Consider the following 20,506-nt stretch of genomic DNA (forward strand, 5'->3'; position numbering starts at 1 on the left):
GCGACCTCGCGCACTGCATTTTTTAGGAGATAATTTCCATGCCAGGTTTTGAATTATTTGGACCAGAGGAAAAGCAAGAAGTCGCTGACGTGATGGAAAACGGTTTTACCTTTCGCTACAACTTCGATCACATGCGTAATGATCGTTGGAAAACACGTGAAATGGAAGCGCTTCTTTGTGAAAAGATGAACGCAAAACATGCGCATCTTGTTTCTAGTGGTACCGCTGCATTACAAACGGCAATGGCTGCTGCAGGTATTGGCGCAGGCGACGAAGTTATTGTTCCACCGTTTACTTTTGTTGCATCTGTAGAAGCAGTATTTATGGCTGGTGCCGTACCTATTTTCGCTGAAATTGATGAAACACTATGTCTATCACCAGAAGGCATTGAAGCTGCAATTACTCCACGCACTAAAGCAATTAACCTTGTTCATATGTGTGGTTCTATGGCTAAAATGGATGAAATTTTAGCGGTATGTAAAAAACATAACCTAGTGATCCTTGAAGATGCATGTCAGGCTATCGGCGGCAGCTACAAAGGTAAAGCATTAGGCACAATCGGTGATGTTGGTTGTTATTCATTTGATTCTGTTAAAACCATCACCTGTGGTGAAGGCGGCGCTATCATGACTAACAATGAAACCATCTATAACCATGCGCACATGTTCTCAGATCACGGTCATGACCATGTTGGTAATGATCGCGGCGCTGAAGGCCACCCTATCATGGGACTGAACTTCCGCATCTCAGAAATGAACTCAGCGATGGGTCTGGCACAGCTTCGTAAGCTTGATAAAATTATTGATATCCAGCGTACTAATAAAAAGCTAATCAAAGATGCAATGGCCGAAATCCCTGAAGTCACATTCCGTGAAATCCCAGATCCTGAAGGTGACTCAGCAGGTTTCTTAACCTTCTTAATGCCGACCGAAGAGCGCACAATTGAAATCAACAAGAAGTTAGCAGAAAACGGCGTTGATGGTTGTTTCTATTGGTATGTTAACAACTGGCACTACTTAAACAACTGGAAGCATATTCAAGAGCTTAAATCGCCAGCTGCTTTACCGATCACATTAATTCAAGATCGTCCAGATTACACTAAAGTGGAAACGCCAAAGTCTGATGCAATCATGAGCCGTACTATCTCTATGTTAATCAAGTTATCTTGGACAGAAGAAGAAATTGCTCAACGTATTGAAAACATCAAGCGTGCTTTTGCTTAATTAATCCTACTCTTTCTATTGAGCTAAAGCTTACCAAAGTAATAGCTCAATAGTACTTTTTACAGTACTAATCTCAACGGAGAATGTTGTAATGAGTTTCAAAAATTTTAAGTGTGTGCCAAAAATGATTTTTGGTCGCGGTTCTTTTGCTCAACTTGATGCCGTACTTGCAGAAGAGCGTAAAGAAGCAAACGATTTCGTGGTTTTTTTAGTTGATGATGTGCATCAAGATAAGCCACTTGCTGGCCGTGTCCCTGCAAAAGACCATGATTTATTAATCTACGTGAATGTAGATGATGAGCCGACAACGAAACAAGTTGATGACTTAACCGCACAAGTTCAAGCATTTAATTCGAAAGCACCTGTAAGTGTGATTGGTTTAGGTGGTGGTTCAACACTTGATTTAGCTAAAGCTGTGTCACTTATGCTGACCAATGAAGGCGGTAGTGCTGAATACCAAGGTTGGGATTTAATTAAGAACCCTGCTATTCATCATATTGGTATTCCAACTGTATCAGGTACTGGTGCAGAAGCATCACGTACAGCTGTACTTTGTGGTCCAGTACGTAAGTTAGGTTTGAACTCAGATTACACTGTGTTTGACCAAATTATCATGGATTCAGAGTTAATTGCTGGTGTACCAACTGATCAATGGTTCTACACGGGCATGGATTGTTATATCCATTGTGTTGAGTCATTAGAAGGCACATACTTAAATGAATTTGCTAAAGCATTTGCCGAAAAATCAATGGATTTATGCCGCGAAGTGTTCTTAGACAATCATGAAGAAAAAGATGACAAGCTCATGATGGCGTCATACATGGGTGGCATGAGCATCGCATACAGCCAAGTAGGTGCATGTCATGCGGTATCTTATGGTCTAGGTTACGTGTTGGGTTACCATCACGGTATAGGTAACTGTTTAGCATTTGACGTACTTGAAGAGTTTTACCCTGAAGGTGTTAAAGAGTTCCGTAAAATGATGGAAGTTCACAACATCACTTTACCTAAGAATATCTGTAAAGACTTACCAGATGAAACCATTGCTAAAATGGTTGCTGTAACTAAGAGCATGGGTCCATTATGGGACAATGTTTATGGCGAAGGCTGGGAAGAGAAAGTAACAGACGAAATGCTGACTAAACTTTTCCGTCGTATTTAATAGCCCCCCTCGCTATAATTAAGGGCTCTTTTGAGCCCTTTTGTTTATCGAATAATGATAAGTAGGTTTTTTAATGAAAGTTACCCTTTTAATCCCTGCTAGATATGGTTCTAGCCGTTTTCCTGGCAAACCACTAGCACCTATTAATGGTAAGCCAATGATCCAGCACGTTTTTGAGCGAGCATCATTAGCCAAAGGATTAGATAATATTTACGTTGCGACAGATGACGACCGTATCAAAGAAGCGGTTGAATCATTTGGTGGACAAGTCGTCATGACAAGCCCAGAAGCTGCGTCGGGTACTGACCGTATCAATGATGCCATTAGTCAATTGGGTCTTGATGATGACGATTTAGTCATTAACCTTCAAGGTGATCAACCGCTAATTGATCCTATTTCAATTGAACAAATCATTAGTTTGTTTGAACGTCACCCAGGTGAGTTTGAAATGGCGACATTAGGTTTTGAAATCATTGATAAGCAAGAAAGAGACGACCCACTACACGTGAAGATGGTATTCGACAATGAGTTTAATGCCTTATATTTCTCTCGTTCTTGTATTCCGTTTGGCCGAGATACAGACGACTATCCTGTATACAAGCATTTAGGCGTATATGCTTACACTCGCCGTTTTGTAAATGCTTTTGCAAAGCTTCCTCTAGGTAGATTAGAAGACTTAGAGAAATTAGAGCAACTTCGAGCGCTTGAGTACGGTCACAAGATTAAGGTTGCAATCAGTGCATTTGACTCGCCTGAAGTAGATACGCCTGAAGATATTCGTAAATGTGAACAACGTTTAGCTGTTGATTAACTGAACATCAAAATTTGAGGCAACTATGGATTTATCTGGATTAGAAGTTTGGATCATTATCATTTTGGTGGTTGGTATTATTGCGAGTAATTTAGCCGTATTGAAATACAGTGCTAAATTTAAAATGCCGCAGTTTGGCGATCCTAAAAAGCCTTCTGACAGCCAAGGCAAATCTAACACTGAGCATTCAGATTCAGCATCAGATTCAGAGACTCAAAAAGATAAGTAATATTATCCTTCACTATCAGTAAAAGTATCCCAAGAAAAAGGTGACATTATGTCACCTTTTTTTATATTCAATTCTTAAGGCCGTTATGAGTGCAAACTCGTTGGCTCAATCGGCCTTGACTATGGGTTCGCTTTCAGCAGGCTGGCTGTCTGGCCAAGCATTAATAACCGCTTTAACTAGCGATGCTAATGGAATCGCAAAAAAGACTCCCCAAACGCCCCATAAGCCTCCAAAAACCAACACAGCGGCAATAATAAGTACAGGATGTAAATCAACAGCATCTGAGAACAATATAGGTACTAAGACATTACCATCAAGCGCCTGAATAATTCCATAACCAATCATCACATAGCCAAATTCAGGGCTCACACCCCACTGAACAAAAGCGACAAGTGCAATGGGTAAAGTCACTAAAGTAGCCCCAACGTAGGGAATTAACACTGACAATCCTGTTAACACACCTAAAAGTGCTGAATACCTCAAGCCCATAACGGCAAAAAAGATATAACTCACTGCCCCAACAATGACAATTTCAATCACTTTACCACGTATATAGTTGAAGATTTGCTGATCCATTTCAAACCAGACTTTACGTGCTAAATCACGGTTATTAGGGAAAAATCGTTTGCTGCTTTTAATCAGCTGTTCTTTATCTTTTAAAAAGAAGAATACAAGTAAAGGAACTAAAATGACGTACACCATTAACACAAGTAAAGATGCTGAATAGCCCAGAAGTTGCTTACCGATATCCAGCAAGTGCTGAGTATCCAGTAGTTTTTTAAGCTCAATCACCATCGCATCAATTTGTTCAATACTGATGTATTGTGGGTACTTTTCACTCAGTGACACTAAAGATTGCATGCCTGTATCAATCATTACAGGTAAATCAGTGGCTAAAGCGATACCTTGTCGCCATAGACTTGGCACTAAACCAAATGCGATCAGCACCATCAAGCCGATAAATAAAACTAAAATTAACGAGGCCCCAACACTTCGATTAATGCCAAAACGAGAAATTTGAGCCACTGGCCACTCAAGCAAAAACGCTAAAACTAATGCGACCAATAAAGGCGCTAGCAAGCCACCAGCAAAATACAGTAGTAATCCAATTCCGAGTAAGATAAACAAAAGCGTGATAGCTTGTGGGTCGCTGAATCTCGCTTTATACCAATCGCCTAAATAAGAGAGCATGTAAAATACCTAAAAAAATGTCGCACTTTGAATTCACTATTTAATGATATTAAGTTAACTATACACATAATTAAACTTAGAAAGTGTTACCTTTCGTAATGACCATCGATAGCTTTTTTGGGTTATCATCAGTAATCTCAACCTGATGACCAATTTTTTTTAAAAATGGCGGAACATCTCGACGTGAACCAGAGTCAGAGATACTAATCCCGAGCAATTCTCCAGGCTGCATTTTTTTTAATGCGAGCTTGATTTGCACTAAAGGATAAGGACAATGATGAGCAGTTAAATCAATAATTTTCATTCTAAACTTGCTTTACATATTCTCTGGCTATTATCCTAGCAAGGAAGATAAACCACAAGCCAAACTGTGTGAGTATTATTGTCATTTTACACACCACCCTATTGAAATAATTATAATAAAGGTTTCATTTGCGCAAATTATCGTTTTCTCAGTTTTCCAAAGGTGTTATCACTACTGCAGTCTCCTTAATACTGACGGCAGGAGTTGCGAAAAGTTTCGCCAATAATGACCTTCCAGATCTTGGCACTGCCGCAGTTAATACCTTCAGCCTTGAAAAAGAAATGATATATGGCGATGCCTACATGCGTGTCATTCGTTCTTCGGCGCCAGTTATTAGTGATCCTGTCTTAAATCAATACCTATCAGAGCTAGGAAATAAGCTAGTTGCGCACGCAACAGGGGTAAAAACCCCTTTCTATTTCTTTTTACTGAGAAATGATGAAATTAACGCGTTCGCTTTTTTTGGTGGTCATGTTGGCGTTCATACAGGGCTATTTTTACATGCCGATACGGAAAGTGAGTTAGCCTCGGTTCTTGCCCATGAAATTACTCACGTAACCCAACGACATTTAGCACGGTCATTAGAAGCCCAAGACAAAAGCTCAACAGCAACAATTGTTGGTATGTTAGGCGCTATTTTGTTAACAATTGCAGCCCCACAAGCTGGTATGGCAGCACTAGCAACCACGCAAGCATTATCGACTCAAGCTCGAATTAACTTTACTCGATTACATGAGCGTGAAGCAGATAGAATCGGCATGCAAATTTTAGCTGATGCAGGCTTTGATCCTAACGGCGCTTCTGATTTTTTCTCAAAGCTGGCCATTCGATATCGTTTTACGAGTACGCCACCACAAATGTTGCTTACTCACCCATTACCTGAATCTCGGATCACGGATGCTCGAAATCGTGCAGCGCAATATCCGCATCGCTATATTCCAGATCAGCTTAATTACCAACTTGCAAAAGCCAGAATACAGGTAAGATTTTCAAATTACAGCGACCAAGCAGCAATGTCTTTATTTGATGATCAATTACGTAAAAAGACCTACACATTTAAGAGTGCTGCTGAGTATGGTAAAGCACTGGCTTTATTCAGAGTTAAACGTTTTGACGAAGCAGAGCAGATCATTGATAAATTATTAGAACAAGATAGAAATAACTTGTTCTATATCGATACCAAAACCGATTTATTGGCGCAAAAAGACGATTATGCTGAAGCCATTGCAATGCTTAATCATCACCTTAAATTAAAACCAACATCGTCAGTCATTGCTGCCAATTTAGCGAATATTTATGTAGAAGCCGATCAGCCTAGAAAAGCAATTCCTTTGTTGGAAGATTTAATTTTCCTCGACAAACAAAATACCTTGCCATATCAAATCATGACACAGGCTTATCGTAAATTAGGTAATAAAGCCCTAGAGCACTACAGCAACGCTGAAGCCATGGCACTTGCAGCAAATTATGATGGCGCCATAGACCAGCTTAATTATGCTTATCGTCATTCAGAGGGGCAAGCTTTACAGATTGCCAGAATTGAAGCTCGCATTAGGCAATTTAGACAAGCTAAACGCTCATTAGACGCATTAAAATAACCGCTAAATGAATTAGCCACTTCCATTAGAAGTGGCTAACTTTTTGAAAGATTCTTTGCTAGACTGTCGCCAAAATATAAATAGAAGTGAAGCCCATGACTACTGTGACTTTGTACCATAACCCTCGCTGTTCAAAAAGCCGTCAAACACTTGCATTACTTGAAGAAAATAATGCCTCTATTCAAATTGTTGAATATTTAAAACAAGCGCCGACAGTTGAAGATATCCAACAAATTCTCTCATTACTGAATCTTACTCCGCGCGAATTGATGCGAACTAAAGAAACTGAGTATAAAGAACAGAATTTAGCAGACTCAGCGCTCACTGAAGCAGAACTAATTCAAGCGATGGTTGCAACACCAAAACTGATTGAACGCCCTATCGCGCTTGCAAATGGCAAAGCGGCAATAGGCAGACCGCCTGAAAATGTACTAGCGATTTTATAGGATCATCATGAGCACACATTCTTTGTTTCAGCTGTGCCGGCTAGGATATGTTGCATTGCTAATGCTATTAACAGGTTGGTTTATTCAACAAGGTCTTAGTGGTGTATATTCAATGGCGTTTAGCTTATTATGGATTGTTCCCCTATTGCTCCCTATTAAAGGGATCCTAACAGGCAAGCCTTATACTTATGCTTGGGCGAGTTTCATTCTCTGCTTATACCTATTACATGGGTTAACTTTAGTCTGGGTCACAGAAGACGCATTATACTTTGCCATTATTGAGTCATTATTAATTAGTGCCCTACTCATAGGCTTTCCGTTTTATGCCCGTAAACGCGGTAGAGAGTTAGGCTTGGGCTTAAAGAAAAAGTCCCAACAAGAAAAATAACATCGTCATAGTTGATTTTTAAAGCGCCTCATGGCGCTTTTTTATTATTTTTATTCCAAGTATCTCGGTTTATTTTATAAGTGAATATATATTTACACTAAAGTTACCAATGGGTTAACACAATCTTTAGGTAACTTAATTCCCATGCTATAGTGAATTATAATAACTTTGCACTAGCCTTTAGCGCTTAAAAGGTCGTCGAAGTAAGTAGTAATAAGCAACGGAGATTGTGCATGAAACTTGGCCCTATTAATTCGCTTTCAATATCTTCAACACTCGCTGTGAGTATTACGGCATTGGTTCTATCCGCCTGTGGAGGTTCTTCTAGCGACTCAGAAAGTAATGGAACCCCTATTAACGCTTGTGAAACCAGTTTAGGCTTAGTTCAAGTCGAAACGGCATCAAATCTGATTTTTAATGTTGAGCAGCAATACACTGCTGGGCAATCAGCAACAATTATTGCAGGTATGAGCGCTGGTCAGTCATCTGGAATGAGCTTCAAGTGGCAACAACTATCAGGCCCTATCATTAGTACGGTTTCTGAAAACAGCCCTTTGCTATCATTTGTTATACCTGAACCAGGCAGTTATTCATTTTCAGTTACTGTTACCGGCGATCAAACCGAGCTTACTGAAACTGTCAATATTGATGCAGGCGCTGCTATTGCCCAATTAAACATAAATAGCGACCATCAAGTCGTAGAAGGTAACGGCGTGAGTTTGAGACTACAGCGGATCAATGGCCAAGTCGCAAATGATATTGAGTGGTGTTACTTCTCTGGACAAGAAATCAACCTTGATTTAACCAACGAAGAACGTCCACTGTTTACCGCTCCAACTGTCAGCACCGACAGCATTATTGGTTTAAAAGCAACGGGTCAAGTTTCTGGTCAGAGTTTATCTGATGAAGTGTTTGTTTTGGTAACCAATGAACCATCAATTACCTCGCCTTACTTTGATCAACCTGTAGCACGAACTTATTCATATAATACTGAATCAAGTTATGCAGATATTGCCAGTTCATGTGTTTACTCAACTCAATTACAGCAAACTTGTGAGATTGTAGATTTACCTTTAATTGGCCAAATGAATAATGCTGAAAACATCAGTTCTGTGATGGATCGTGTTGTTGTTTCACACGATTGGATGGGTAAAAATTTCGAAACATTTTTAACTCAAGCTGACCCCAATAGTGATTTTATTAAACTGTTACAATCAGTCACAGCCGTCGTAATAAGCTACGATGTTAGACCGTCATTTTATTGGGTTGCGACAGGCGCTATTTACCTAGATCCTGAATATTTATGGTTAACACCAGAGCAACGAGATTCAATTAACGAAGCACCAGATTACCGTAGTGATTTTGGTAATGAGTTACAATTTAGAATGCCTTGGCGATATGTAAAGGATAATGATTACGCATACTCCAGTGTTGAGCGAACAAAGCGCCAAACACGTAGCATTGCAGATATCACCCCCAGTCTAGCCAGTTTGCTATATCATGAATTAGCTCATGCGAATGATTTTTTCCCTCGCTCAGTACATGATACTTTAATAGGGCCAACTCTCATTGATGACTTTTATCGAAGAACCGATAGTAATTCATTGGTGTCAGACCAACTTCAAAATGTCGACCCACTCACCAGCAGTGAAATGTATGGTTTAGCCAGTGTTAGCTTTCAAGGCACTGACGCTAATGCAACCCAAAAAGCCTATTTACCGAGCGACATTACCAGCTTCTTTTTAACAGATCATGCAAATGACTTTTATGCATACTCTTCAACTCGTGAGGATGCAGCAATGCTGTTTGAAGAATCCTTCATGAGTCATAGATATCAAATCCAACGTGATGTTGCAGTAACTGATGCAACGGACTTAATCGTTGATTGGGGACAACGTGGCAGAGTTGGCTCAGCTGAACTGTTAAATAGAGCAGCCTTCGTTATTGATGAAATCATGCCAGAGGTTGACGGTAAAACACTGCTTAATGCACTACCTGAACCCATTAATATGACTGCTGGTATAAATTGGTATGATAATATTGCCATTACGCCAGTAAATTCCAGTAACCCAGCAAGAGTGAGCGGCTTTGAGGCAATATCGACTGAAGTTGAACGTCGTCCAGTTCAAATGGGCAGAGAGCATAAAAAACTGCCACCACTCATTCGTCAATAAATATGTTACGAGTTAATTTAAAATCAATACAATGATAAAAAGCCACCTAAATGGTGGCTTTTTTACGTAAAAAATGACATCGACAATGACAAGCTAGTGGCTGAAATTGTTTATTATAGTCTCAGCATTTCTTTGATAAATGGAATCGTTAATTTTCTTTGATGTACCATCGAGGCTTTATCTAACTTATCTAATACATCAAACAAGGTACGTAAATCGCGTGCCATTCTAGTTAACAAAAAACGCCCGACTTCATCAGATAATTGCAATCCACGCATTGCAGCACGACGTTGGAGTGCGACTAACTTTTCTTCATCAGCCATGGGCTGTAATTGATAAATAAGCCCCCACTGCATTCGAGATATTAAATCTGGTAATGCAAAGCCAGCTTCTGTGGGTGATGAACTGCCGCTAACAATTAATCGACAGTCAGGCTGCTCGGCGACACGATTGTATAAATGAAATAACGCTTCTTCCCAGATAGGGTGACCCGCAATAGCATCGATGTCATCAATACAAATTAATTGTAGCGATTCCACACCTTCGAACAAAGCAGGAGAAATACTGGCATGAATACCTAAGGGAATATACAGGGTTCGTCTATCAAGCTCATTGGCATGGGCACAAGCAGCGTGCATCAAATGTGTACGACCTGACTTAACCGGTCCAAACAAATACATACTTGACGATAAACTGCCCTCTGCAGTCGCTTGCAGTTTTTGAATCAATTCATCATTCCCCACTGCGGGGTAATAACTTTGAAAAGTTTCATCGTCAGGTAAATATACAGGCAATGATAATTGTTTTGGTGAGTTTTGGGTCACTCAAAAATTCTCTAATAATAAAACAAGCAAAGTAAAGTATAACACAGCCAAGTTAATAACTGCTGTTGAATAACTAAGCGTTAAAGGTTCCCTAAACACACTAAGATCAACTTTCCCACTTCAACGCTGAATAAATCAGCAATTGTTAACGCTTAATGCCACTGATAAATCAATGTTTCTGTTAGTTCCGTCTTAAAGTCTTCCTCTGATTCTGGGTTTGGTAACACAGCGTCAACGGGTTCAGACTGATTTAGTGTATCAAGTTGGGTCAATCTTTTATTGATATTCAGTAATTTCTGTAAATCATCAGCAGTACCAAATAGTGATAATTTATAAGTCACTGTATCAGCTTTAAACTGATGTAAACTGACAGATTTTATTGCACTTAATTGGTTTAAATAAGCTTCAATCTCGACTAACTGAGCCATATTTTGGACACCAACTAACGACAAATGTGTCGTTGCACTATTACCACTATCAGCAAAGGCATATTGGCTAACAAAGTACTCGGCAAGTGTTGATAATATTTGATTAGTAGCCGTTTCATAATCAAGCACTTCAGCCTGATGGTGAATAAGCGGTTGCATTACAGCAGAGTCACTTTCTTTATCAAATAACGAAACTTGAAAGCGAACAAATCCACCGACTTGATCCATATCCGCAATAGCAAAATAGTCTGCGCGGTAACGCTTTGAGGCTTCAGAGACAACATCAGTAAACATACCTCGGACGTCAGAAACATTGATTTTCATCACATCATCTAAGTCCATCAAAGGCAAAATGACTGGAATGCCTTTATTGCTTGATTCAAGCTCAATTTGAGTACGAGTATCCATATCAGAAATGTCAGACAAGATATGACGCTCGCCATTGTCTTCGATTGACACCCACAATAGGGTTAAAGGACGTTGCTTGCCCCAAACAGGTAACTCAGCCTGGCGAAGTGTTGAAATAATTCTTTTATGATCAAAGTTAGCTTTTAGGACTAACTCATCGTCAATTTCACTGTAACCATATTGAGTCAATAACACTTCAGGCTGGTTAATCTGAGCCTTTACTAATGGATGTGAAACTGCAGAAGGTAAACCGGAATTTTTTACAAATACAGCGGAAAGTGCCGTTTTTAATGCTTGTTGACGTTCAGATTTAGCACGTGAAGAGACAACAATATCCGCTTCATCTAATAAGCCGACTTCAGCAGACATGCTACTTGTTGTTAATCCTACTGAAAGCAGGACAAATAACAAAATTTGTAATAAAAATTTTGGCATATAAAAATCATAAAAAAGTAATAATGATCAGAAGTGTAGCATATTATTTTTATGACTAGAATGAGATAACCAAGACAATATAAGCAGATTTATTATTGAAATTATTCGAATAACTCTGATTAAACTTGATTTGTATTACAGACATTTACCCCTTTATGGCCTATCTTACTGAATAATTAAAACGAGACAGGATACCTACCGGCTTATGAACCGTTTATTCATTCCTTTACAAGGTGCGCAAATGTTATTTGTGGCCTTTGGTGCATTAGTATTGATGCCATTACTGAGTGGTTTAGATACGAGTGTTGCCCTTTTCACTGCGGGTATCGGTACCCTAATCTTTCAGGTCATCACTAAAAGACAAGTTCCAATATTTCTCGCATCATCCTTTGCCTTTATCGCCCCGATTATGTACGGCGTACAAACCTGGGGAATACCTGCAACCATGGGCGGGCTGATGGTAGCTGGTTTTGTTTATGTCATTTTAGGTGCTTTAGTTAAAGTGAAAGGCAGCGGTTTTATTCATAAACTCTTACCGCCTGTCGTTGTCGGTCCGGTGATTATTATTATCGGTTTAGGCCTTGCACCTATGGCTGTGAATATGGCATTGGGTAAAACGGGCGATGGGAGTACAGTGCTGGTCGAGCCTAACATCGCACTGTTTATTGCATTAATGTCATTGGCAACCACAGTCGCTGTAGCAGTATTTGCCAAAGGGGTATTGAAATTAATGCCAATCCTAGCAGGTATTCTTGTTGGTTATGGTCTTAGTTTATTTTTCGGAATTGTAGACTTCTCCCCGGTTCATCAAGCTGCTTGGCTTGCCATGCCAAATTTTGTCGCACCAGAGTTTCACTGGCAAGCCATCCTCTTTATGATCCCAGTTGCTATTGCTCCAGCGGTTGAACATATCGGTGATTTGTTAGCAATATCTAACGTAACTGGCAAAGATTACATGAAGAAACCTGGGTTACATCGCACGCTTACTGGCGATGGTGTTGCAACAATGGCAGCGTCTGCTTTTGGTGGACCACCGAATACAACCTACTCAGAAGTGACTGGTGCAGTGACACTTACTAAAAACTTCGATCCTAGAATTATGACTTGGACAGCGATTACCGCTATCTGTTTAGCCTTTATAGGAAAATTAGGTGCGCTCATGCAAACCATTCCATTACCCGTGATGGGCGGCATCATGTGTTTGCTTTTCGGTTCTATTGCAGCTGTGGGGCTCGGTACGTTAATTCGTAACCAAGTTGACTTAAACGAACCACGTAATTTAAGTATTGTGGGAGTGACATTAGTATTTGGTATTGGTGGTATGGCTTTCGGTATCGGAGAATTTAGTTTAACTGGGATAAGTTTATGTGGCTTAGTTGCCATTGTAATGAACCTAATTTTACCTAAAACCCCCGAAACAACTAAAGCGCCATAAAAGAGAAAACAAACAGTAAAATAGACAATAAAAAACCTAAAGTGAAAACACTTTAGGTTTTTTTGTATCTGGCCATTAACGGCAACCGATATGAACCAAGCATAGAAACTATAATTTATGCAATAGTGCGGGCTATAGCATAATCTGAAGCTTACTCAGCGCCTTCTTCAGTACGGAACTTATCAGCAGTTTCTTTGATAATTGGCTGTAATTCGCCTTTTTGGTACATTTCAGTGATGATGTCACAACCACCAATTAATTCACCTTCAACCCACAATTGTGGAAATGTTGGCCAGTTAGCAAATTTTGGTAATTCAGCACGGATATCTGGATGCTGTAAAATATCAACGAATGCAAACTGCTCTCCACAGTTAATCATAACTTGAGCGACTTGAGATGAAAAACCACAGCTTGGTAACTTTGGAGAACCTTTCATATATAAAATAATTGGGTTTTCACTGATTTGCTGTTTAATCTTGTCTACTGTTTCCATTGTAATTCCTAAGTGCAACTTAATAATCTTGACCCATTGTACTCGACCCTGAGCCATAACAAAATCCCACAGTTTGTAGGGTTATAATAAAAAACGCTTTTTTAGATGGTCACTATCGACATTATTCATCAAACAATGATTCACATCACAAAAATTTTAAGTACAATGTCGGCAGAGCAATGATGCCTAAGTGGTACTCATAAAATAACGATAACCTATGTCCATGGAGAGATAATAATGGCTTTCGAATTACCAGCATTACCATATGCTAAGAACGCACTTGCACCACACATTTCTGAAGAGACTATTGAATATCACTACGGTAAGCATCACAACACTTACGTTGTTAAGCTTAATGGTCTTGTTGAAGGTACTGAATTTGCTAACAAAACATTAGAAGAAGTTGTTAAAACTTCTACTGGTGGCATGTTCAACAACGCTGCTCAAATCTGGAACCACACTTTCTACTGGAACTGTTTAGCTCCAAATGCTGGCGGCGCACCTACTGGTCCTATCGCTGATGCAATTAACGCAGCTTTCGGTTCTTTCGAAGAGTTCAAAGCTAAGTTTACAGATTCTGCTGTAAACAACTTCGGTAGCGCTTGGACTTGGTTAGTAAAAAATGCTGACGGTACTGTTTCTATTGTTAACACTAGCAATGCTGCTACTCCGTTAACTGACGAGTCAGTAACATCACTACTAACAGTTGATGTTTGGGAACATGCTTACTACATCGATTACCGTAACGTTCGCCCTAACTACATGGCTGCGTTCTGGGAACTAGTTAACTGGGATTTCGTTAACGCAAACTTCGCGGGTTAATCTACCCACAAAGTAACAATTGAGATGAAGTAAAAGGAGCCTGATGGCTCCTTTTTTATTACTCAAAATGAGATATTTTTCATTTACCCATCTAATACCAAACGCATTTATAGTTAAATAAAACTTTTGCAACAGTTGCAATTGCAACTGTTTATCATTGTTTTTATTGATAATTTTTATTTCTAATTTCTCGCCAAGTTCAAATCTCTAGCCTAGACTTAATTTAGCAAGTGGGTTTATTTACTCATTTAAGACAGTCAAATGTCACCGTAAAAACAAACCAAACATGCGCTATCACATACTTTCTTTCAGCTAAGTTTCAAGGGGTTTCTTATGGGCATATTCGAACATTACCAACAACGTTATGAACAAAAGCTAGATGAAGAATATTCATTACAACAGTTTCTTGAAATCTGTAAGGAAGACAGAAGTGCGTATGTTTCAGCCGCCGAAAGAATGCTAATGGCAATTGGTGAGTCTGAAACAATTGATACATCAAAAGATCCTGTTTTAAGTCGTATTTTTTCAAACCGACTTATTACTCACTATCCAAGTTTTAAAGATTTCTATGGGATGGAAGAATCAATTGAACAAATTGTTTCTTACTTAAAACATTCAGCTCAAGGATTAGAAGAGTCTAAACAAATACTTTATCTACTAGGGCCAGTTGGTGGCGGTAAGTCATCTTTAGCAGAAAAACTTAAGTCACTCATGCAAAAGGTACCGATTTTTATTTTAACAGCCAATGGCGTGCGTAGTCCTGTTAACGATAGTCCACTGTGTTTATTTGACGCAGAAGAAGACGGAGAACTACTGAGCAAAGAATATAATATTCCTACTCGATACATTAAAACCATCATGTCACCTTGGGCAGTGAAACGGTTACATGAGTTTGGTGGCGATATTACTAAATTTAAAGTAGTTAAAGTATATCCTTCTATTCTTGATCAAACTGCAATCGCTAAAACTGAACCAGGAGATGAAAATAACCAAGATATATCGGCATTAGTCGGTAAAGTAGATATTCGTCAGCTTGAACACTTCTCACAAGATGATGCCGATGCCTATGCCTATTCAGGGGCTTTATGTCGAGCAAACCAAGGTGTGATGGAATTTGTTGAGATGTTTAAAGCACCGATAAAGGTACTGCATCCACTATTAACAGCCACTCAAGAAGGTAATTATAACGGAACAGAAGGATTATCGGCCCTTCCCTACAACGGCATGATATTGGCTCATTCGAACGAGTCAGAGTGGACAACATTTAGGAACAATAAAAATAATGAAGCATTTTTAGATAGGGTTTATATCGTTAAAGTGCCATATTGTTTACGTGTATCCGAAGAAATTGAAATTTATCAAAAATTGCTATCAAACTCCGAGCTATCTAAAGCGCCTTGTGCACCTGGTACACTAGAAACCTTAGCGCAATTTAGTATTTTATCCCGTCTAAAAGCACCAGAGAACTCGTCAATCTATTCAAAAATGCGCGTGTATAACGGCGAGACATTGAAAGATACCGATCCCAAAGCAAAATCCTTTCAAGAGTATCGTGATTATGCAGGCGTCGACGAAGGCATGAACGGGTTATCAACCCGCTTTGCGTTCAAGATACTATCTCGAGTATTCAACTTCGACGATACAGAAATTGCAGCTAACCCTGTGCATCTGTTTTATGTCCTCGAAAAACAAATCGAGCAAGAACAATTCCCTAACGAAATCAGTGAAAAGTATTTAGAGTTTTTAAAAGGGTATCTAATTCCTAAATATGTCGAATTTATCGGAAAAGAAATTCAAACTGCCTATTTAGAATCCTATTCCGAATATGGCCAAAATATTTTCGATAGGTACGTCACCTATGCTGATTTCTGGATTCAAGATCAAGAGTTCAGAGACCCAGAAACAGGCCAACTGTTCGATAGATCAGCTTTAAATGCCGAACTTGAGAAAATTGAAAAGCCTGCAGGAATAAGTAACCCTAAAGATTTTCGAAATGAAATCGTTAACTTTGTTCTTCGTGCACGTGCCAATAATGAAGGCAACAACCCACTTTGGACAAGTTACGAAAAACTGCGAGTGGTGATTGAGAAAAAAATGTTTTCTAACACCGAAGATTTACTCCCCGTTATTTCATTTAATGCGAAAACATCTGCTGACGATCAACGTAAGCATGATGATTTTATCAACCGAATGATGGAAAAAGGCTATACCCAAAAACAAGTAAGACTGCTATCAGAATGGTACTTAAGAGTCCGTAAGTCATCATAAATGTCGCTTAGTGAGCCTAGTCGTTGTGGGCGATTTTCATTTGAAAATTGCCCTCATTAGGCCATCTTTTAACGAGCTACATTAGGAGCTGTGTATGGCAAATTTTATTGATAGACGCCTAAACGCTAAAGGTAAAAGCACTGTAAACCGTCAACGATTTATTGAACGATATAAAAAACAAATCAAAAAGTCTGTCAGTGAAGCAGTGACACGCCGTAGCGTGACCGACATTGATAAAGGCGAGAAGATCAGTATTCCGACACGAGATATCAGTGAGCCCATTTTTCATCAAGGACAAGGTGGTATAAGAGAAAGAGTCCACCCAGGCAACGACCAATTTAATCAAGGCGATCAAATCGAGCGCCCTAAAGGTGGTGGTGCAGGTGAAGGAAGTGGCGAAGGTGATGCATCAAATTCTGGTGAAGGTAAAGATGAATTTTTATTTGAGATATCAAATGATGAATACCTAGAATTGCTATTTGAAGATTTGGCTCTGCCTGATTTACAGCAAACCAACGCTAAACAAATGGTGGAATTTGAAACCTACCGCGCCGGTTTTACCAATGTCGGTGTACCTGCCAATATAAACATCGTTCGTTCTTTACGGTCTTCACATGCAAGACGCATTGCAATGACCGCGGGAAAAAAGAAAAAACTCGCACAATTAAAAGCTGAGTTATCAAATCTTGAAAATACTCCCGGTACCCAAGCTGAAGTTATAATCGATTTAAAACAACAAATTGACGACTTACAGAAAAAAATTGATAGCGTTCCTTTTATCGATAGTTTTGATTTACGTTTTAATAATTTTGCTAAGCGTGAAAAACCTTCAAGCCAAGCGGTAATGTTCTGCCTAATGGATGTCTCAGGTTCTATGGATCAAGCAACTAAAGACATGGCAAAGCGATTTTATATCTTGTTATATCTTTTTCTAACGCAAACATACAAAAACTTAGAAGTCGTTTATATACGCCATCATACTCAAGCTAAAGAAGTCGATGAGCATGAGTTTTTTTATTCACAAGAAACAGGCGGCACAATTGTATCAAGTGCATTGAATTTAATGCATGAAATCCAACAGGATCGTTACCCTGCCGATGAATGGAATATCTATGCAGCACAGGCATCAGACGGCGACAATTGGGCTGATGACTCCCCTGTCTGTAAACAAGTTTTAGCAGAAAAGATATTACCAGTATCTCGTTATTTCAGTTACATAGAAATTACCCGACGCGCCCACCAAACCCTTTGGCGTGAATACGAAAACCTACAACAAGATTACACAAATATTGCAGTGCAACATATCCGTGAGGTGGATGACATCTACCCTGTTTTCCGTGAGTTATTTAAAAAGCAGCCTAGCTAAGGAGAACATGATGACGAATCATAAAGCCAAAGCAAAACAGCCATTAAGTGATGGGCCAGATTGGAGCTTTGATTTACTTGAAGCTTACATGACTGAAATTGAAAAAGTGGCTGCTTTTTATAAACTCGATAGCTACCCAAATCAAATTGAAGTGATCACTGCTGAGCAAATGATGGATGCATATGCAGGTATTGGTATGCCAATTGGTTACACTCATTGGTCTTTTGGTAAACGATTTATAGAAACTGAACAAGGTTACCGTCGTGGCCAAATGGGATTGGCCTATGAAATTGTAATTAACTCAGATCCTTGTATTGCTTATTTAATGGAAGAAAACACCATCACAATGCAAGCTTTGGTGATGGCTCATGCAAGCTTTGGACATAACAGTTTTTTTAAAAATAACTATTTGTTCAAAACTTGGACTGATGCAAGTTCAATTATCGACTATTTAGTTTTTGCTAAAAACTACATTCATGAGTGCGAGCTTAAATATGGAGTGGAACAAGTCGAGTTAACTGTAGATTCTTGCCATGCACTAATGAATTATGGTGTGGACCGATATAAGCGACCCGCTGAGGTGTCGTTTAAAGAAGAGCAAATGCGTCAAAAAGATCGTGAGAGCTACTTACAAAGTCAGGTGAACGACTTATGGCGAACGGTACCTAAAAACCTCGATGAAAACCAACAAGAAAACAGTGCATCCTTTCCTGATGAACCACAGGAAAATATTCTCTATTTTATTGAAAAAAATGCGCCACTGCTTGAGCCTTGGCAGCGAGAAATTGTAAGAATAGTTAGAAAAATGGCGCAATATTTTTACCCACAAAAACAAACCCAAGTCATGAATGAAGGCTGGGCAACGTTCTGGCATTACACCATCCTAAATCACATGTTTGATGAAGGTACTGTTACCGATAGGTTCATGCTTGAGTTCTTACAAAGCCACACAGGGGTTGTCGCACAACCTGCGTATAACAGTCCGTATTATAGTGGGATAAACCCTTATGCTTTAGGTTTTAACATGTTTGTAGATATCCGAAGGATATGTGAATCCCCTACTGAAGAAGATATAAAGTGGTTTCCTGATATCGCTGGCAGTGACTGGCTTACAACCGTTACCTTTGCGATGGAAAACTTTAAAGATGAAAGTTTTATCAGCCAATACCTTTCGCCTAAAGTGATCCGTGATTTTAAATTATTCAGTATTCTTGATGATGACAGCTGTAATCGATTATCAGTATCAGCTATTCACGATGATCGAGGTTACCACCTCATTCGTGAAAAACTATCGCAGCAGTACAATCTATCCAACCTTGAACCAAACATCCAAGTTCAACGAGTAGACATAAATGGTGATCGGTCATTAACATTACGGTATGTGCCAAACAATCGAATACCGCTAGCCGGGAGTCATGAAGAAGTGTTAAAACATTTACATCGTTTATGGGGCTTCGATGTCAGCATTGAACAAGTTGATGCAAGTGGCAAAACAACAGTCTTAGCTCAATGTCCCACAAAGGAAGAACAGCAAAAAATGACTACACTATAGATAGCAATGGTTGATGGTTCACCTTTTTCATCACCAACAAAAAACCAACCTCTCGGTTGGTTTTTTAATTGCTATTTTTATTTATCGTTTTTTGCAATTTCTGCAGGCATGTCATCACGTAGCTTTTGCCACATTATACCACTGTTAATGCCGTTGGACTTCATCAGCGCAGGCACTTCAGTATATTTACCTTCCTGAGCTAATTTTTCTAGCGCTTTATAAAAATCCAGCGCAATAGTGCGTGCTTCTTGGCTTGAAAAGTAATAACGACCAACACGACTGTATAAGCCTTTAAAGCCGTTAAGAATTAATACATAAAGTGGGTTTCCGGATGAAAAAGCCAAAGCATGATGTAATTCATAGTCATAATCAGCATACGCTTCAGCTGTTTCTTCTAACTCATGAATTTTGGCTAATACTTCCTGCGCTTTTTCAGGGTTATTTCGAACAGCACCACGAAAATAAATCGCACTGACGTTCGCCCTTGCTGATAACAATTGATCGACCAATAACGGAAAACCATCCGGATTAAGATCGGCAATAGTCTCAAGAATATTAAGCCCTGATGTTTCCCAAAAGTTATTTACTTGGGTTGGTTTACCATGCTGAATCTTAAGCCAGCCATCACGTGCTAATCGTTGAAGTACTTCACGTAACGTGGTTCTAGTGACACCAATTAACTCTGATAGTTCTCGCTCAGCAGGTAAAATTGAACCTGGTGGAAATTTATTTTCCCAAATAGAACGGACGATATACTTCTCTGCAAAACTTGCAGGACCTTTTGCATTGATAATTGTCAACTTGAACATCCTGTGATTACTCAATGAACTGATCATACCAGAGGTATTCCAAATAGGCACTATTGATAAAGGTCAAACACACTGTTCTACAACGTTACTGGTGAATAAACAGACGATACAGGTAAAGAATGTGAGATAGGAGTTATATT

Annotated in this window: 19 protein-coding genes; 13 read left to right on the forward strand and 6 right to left on the reverse strand. The window is 39.3% G+C overall.

Annotated elements, in window-relative coordinates; genetic code table 11:
- The first annotated feature begins 38 nt into the window (after positions 1-38).
- The 4 genes from kdnA to AB4128_RS03050 all read left to right on the forward strand — a co-directional run bounded on the left by kdnA (position 39) and on the right by AB4128_RS03050 (position 3,425).
- Complete coding sequence (gene kdnA / locus AB4128_RS03035; protein ID WP_055025997.1) at positions 39-1,223, forward strand: 8-amino-3,8-dideoxy-alpha-D-manno-octulosonate transaminase KdnA; 1,185 nt, start codon at positions 39-41, stop codon at positions 1,221-1,223.
- 91 nt (positions 1,224-1,314) lie between these two features.
- Positions 1,315-2,385, forward strand: a complete 1,071-nt coding sequence (kdnB, locus tag AB4128_RS03040) for a 3-deoxy-alpha-D-manno-octulosonate 8-oxidase KdnB (RefSeq protein ID WP_055025996.1) — start codon at positions 1,315-1,317, stop codon at positions 2,383-2,385.
- Between the two features lie 73 nt (positions 2,386-2,458).
- Positions 2,459-3,196: an 8-amino-3,8-dideoxy-manno-octulosonate cytidylyltransferase KdsB gene (kdsB, locus tag AB4128_RS03045; RefSeq protein WP_055025995.1), complete on the forward strand. Its 738-nt coding sequence runs from the start codon at positions 2,459-2,461 to the stop codon at positions 3,194-3,196.
- Between the two features lie 25 nt (positions 3,197-3,221).
- On the forward strand, positions 3,222-3,425 hold the full coding sequence (locus tag AB4128_RS03050) for a DUF2897 family protein (RefSeq protein ID WP_372036762.1): 204 nt from the start codon (positions 3,222-3,224) through the stop codon (positions 3,423-3,425).
- 105 nt (positions 3,426-3,530) lie between these two features.
- Here AB4128_RS03050 and AB4128_RS03055 read toward each other — a convergent pair whose 3' ends face one another.
- Positions 3,531-4,616 (reverse strand): AI-2E family transporter, encoded by a 1,086-nt coding sequence (locus AB4128_RS03055; protein ID WP_055025993.1) that lies wholly within the window; start codon positions 4,614-4,616, stop codon positions 3,531-3,533.
- A gap of 76 nt (positions 4,617-4,692) precedes the next feature.
- Positions 4,693-4,920, reverse strand: a complete 228-nt coding sequence (locus AB4128_RS03060) for a sulfurtransferase TusA family protein (protein ID WP_055025992.1) — start codon at positions 4,918-4,920, stop codon at positions 4,693-4,695.
- Between the two features lie 128 nt (positions 4,921-5,048).
- Here AB4128_RS03060 and AB4128_RS03065 point away from each other — a divergent pair, with 128 nt between their 5' ends.
- The 4 genes from AB4128_RS03065 (at position 5,049) to AB4128_RS03080 (ending at position 9,526) form a co-directional block, all read left to right on the forward strand.
- Positions 5,049-6,518, forward strand: coding sequence for a M48 family metalloprotease (locus AB4128_RS03065; protein ID WP_372036764.1), 1,470 nt, complete (start codon positions 5,049-5,051; stop codon positions 6,516-6,518).
- A gap of 95 nt (positions 6,519-6,613) precedes the next feature.
- Positions 6,614-6,964: an arsenate reductase (glutaredoxin) gene (arsC, locus tag AB4128_RS03070; protein WP_055025990.1), complete on the forward strand. Its 351-nt coding sequence runs from the start codon at positions 6,614-6,616 to the stop codon at positions 6,962-6,964.
- A gap of 7 nt (positions 6,965-6,971) precedes the next feature.
- Positions 6,972-7,352 carry a DUF2069 domain-containing protein gene (locus AB4128_RS03075; protein WP_372036766.1) on the forward strand — a complete coding sequence of 127 codons (381 nt, stop codon included), beginning with the start codon at positions 6,972-6,974 and terminating at the stop codon, positions 7,350-7,352.
- A 233-nt stretch (positions 7,353-7,585) separates the two neighbouring features.
- Positions 7,586-9,526 carry a hypothetical protein gene (locus tag AB4128_RS03080; RefSeq protein WP_372036768.1) on the forward strand — a complete coding sequence of 647 codons (1,941 nt, stop codon included), beginning with the start codon at positions 7,586-7,588 and terminating at the stop codon, positions 9,524-9,526.
- A 113-nt stretch (positions 9,527-9,639) separates the two neighbouring features.
- Here AB4128_RS03080 and hda read toward each other — a convergent pair whose 3' ends face one another.
- Together hda and AB4128_RS03090 are read right to left on the reverse strand one after the other, a co-directional pair.
- On the reverse strand, positions 9,640-10,350 hold the full coding sequence (gene hda / locus AB4128_RS03085; protein WP_055023189.1) for a DnaA inactivator Hda: 711 nt from the start codon (positions 10,348-10,350) through the stop codon (positions 9,640-9,642).
- Positions 10,351-10,502: 152 nt separating this feature from the next.
- Positions 10,503-11,621, reverse strand: coding sequence for a DUF2066 domain-containing protein (locus AB4128_RS03090; protein WP_065107971.1), 1,119 nt, complete (start codon positions 11,619-11,621; stop codon positions 10,503-10,505).
- Between the two features lie 205 nt (positions 11,622-11,826).
- On the opposite strand from AB4128_RS03090, the gene AB4128_RS03095 reads away from it, so the two are divergent.
- Entirely contained in the window at positions 11,827-13,056 is a 1,230-nt protein-coding gene (locus tag AB4128_RS03095; protein ID WP_080915849.1) for a uracil-xanthine permease family protein, read from the forward strand.
- Positions 13,057-13,207: 151 nt separating this feature from the next.
- Here the strand turns inward: AB4128_RS03095 and AB4128_RS03100 are convergent, their stop codons facing one another.
- Complete coding sequence (locus AB4128_RS03100; RefSeq protein ID WP_065107970.1) at positions 13,208-13,549, reverse strand: Grx4 family monothiol glutaredoxin; 342 nt, start codon at positions 13,547-13,549, stop codon at positions 13,208-13,210.
- Between the two features lie 237 nt (positions 13,550-13,786).
- On the opposite strand from AB4128_RS03100, the gene sodB reads away from it, so the two are divergent.
- The 4 genes from sodB to AB4128_RS03120 all read left to right on the forward strand — a co-directional run bounded on the left by sodB (position 13,787) and on the right by AB4128_RS03120 (position 19,557).
- Positions 13,787-14,371: a superoxide dismutase [Fe] gene (sodB, locus tag AB4128_RS03105; RefSeq protein WP_065107969.1), complete on the forward strand. Its 585-nt coding sequence runs from the start codon at positions 13,787-13,789 to the stop codon at positions 14,369-14,371.
- A gap of 333 nt (positions 14,372-14,704) precedes the next feature.
- Entirely contained in the window at positions 14,705-16,639 is a 1,935-nt protein-coding gene (locus tag AB4128_RS03110) for a PrkA family serine protein kinase (RefSeq protein ID WP_055023194.1), read from the forward strand.
- A gap of 94 nt (positions 16,640-16,733) precedes the next feature.
- Positions 16,734-18,005 carry a YeaH/YhbH family protein gene (locus AB4128_RS03115; protein WP_372036771.1) on the forward strand — a complete coding sequence of 424 codons (1,272 nt, stop codon included), beginning with the start codon at positions 16,734-16,736 and terminating at the stop codon, positions 18,003-18,005.
- A 10-nt stretch (positions 18,006-18,015) separates the two neighbouring features.
- Positions 18,016-19,557 carry a SpoVR family protein gene (locus AB4128_RS03120; protein WP_080915852.1) on the forward strand — a complete coding sequence of 514 codons (1,542 nt, stop codon included), beginning with the start codon at positions 18,016-18,018 and terminating at the stop codon, positions 19,555-19,557.
- 77 nt (positions 19,558-19,634) lie between these two features.
- Here the strand turns inward: AB4128_RS03120 and fadR are convergent, their stop codons facing one another.
- The gene (gene fadR, locus AB4128_RS03125; protein ID WP_372036970.1) at positions 19,635-20,351 is read right to left on the reverse strand and encodes a fatty acid metabolism transcriptional regulator FadR; all 717 of its coding nucleotides are present in this window, start codon (positions 20,349-20,351) and stop codon (positions 19,635-19,637) included.
- Positions 20,352-20,506 lie beyond the last annotated feature (155 nt).

This window comes from Shewanella sp. 10N.286.52.A9, assembly GCF_041468985.1.
Classification (GTDB): domain Bacteria; phylum Pseudomonadota; class Gammaproteobacteria; order Enterobacterales; family Shewanellaceae; genus Shewanella; species Shewanella japonica.

Coding starts and splice junctions, on each gene's coding strand:
- kdnA (WP_055025997.1), top strand. CDS start 39: ATGCCAGGTTTTGAATTATTTGGACCAGAGGAAAAGCAAGAAGTCGCT.
- kdnB (WP_055025996.1), top strand. CDS start 1,315: ATGAGTTTCAAAAATTTTAAGTGTGTGCCAAAAATGATTTTTGGTCGC.
- kdsB (WP_055025995.1), top strand. CDS start 2,459: ATGAAAGTTACCCTTTTAATCCCTGCTAGATATGGTTCTAGCCGTTTT.
- AB4128_RS03050 (WP_372036762.1), top strand. CDS start 3,222: ATGGATTTATCTGGATTAGAAGTTTGGATCATTATCATTTTGGTGGTT.
- AB4128_RS03055 (WP_055025993.1), bottom strand. CDS start 4,616: ATGCTCTCTTATTTAGGCGATTGGTATAAAGCGAGATTCAGCGACCCA.
- AB4128_RS03060 (WP_055025992.1), bottom strand. CDS start 4,920: ATGAAAATTATTGATTTAACTGCTCATCATTGTCCTTATCCTTTAGTG.
- arsC (WP_055025990.1), top strand. CDS start 6,614: ATGACTACTGTGACTTTGTACCATAACCCTCGCTGTTCAAAAAGCCGT.
- AB4128_RS03075 (WP_372036766.1), top strand. CDS start 6,972: ATGAGCACACATTCTTTGTTTCAGCTGTGCCGGCTAGGATATGTTGCA.
- AB4128_RS03080 (WP_372036768.1), top strand. CDS start 7,586: ATGAAACTTGGCCCTATTAATTCGCTTTCAATATCTTCAACACTCGCT.
- AB4128_RS03090 (WP_065107971.1), bottom strand. CDS start 11,621: ATGCCAAAATTTTTATTACAAATTTTGTTATTTGTCCTGCTTTCAGTA.
- AB4128_RS03095 (WP_080915849.1), top strand. CDS start 11,827: ATGAACCGTTTATTCATTCCTTTACAAGGTGCGCAAATGTTATTTGTG.
- AB4128_RS03100 (WP_065107970.1), bottom strand. CDS start 13,549: ATGGAAACAGTAGACAAGATTAAACAGCAAATCAGTGAAAACCCAATT.
- sodB (WP_065107969.1), top strand. CDS start 13,787: ATGGCTTTCGAATTACCAGCATTACCATATGCTAAGAACGCACTTGCA.
- AB4128_RS03110 (WP_055023194.1), top strand. CDS start 14,705: ATGGGCATATTCGAACATTACCAACAACGTTATGAACAAAAGCTAGAT.
- AB4128_RS03115 (WP_372036771.1), top strand. CDS start 16,734: ATGGCAAATTTTATTGATAGACGCCTAAACGCTAAAGGTAAAAGCACT.
- AB4128_RS03120 (WP_080915852.1), top strand. CDS start 18,016: ATGACGAATCATAAAGCCAAAGCAAAACAGCCATTAAGTGATGGGCCA.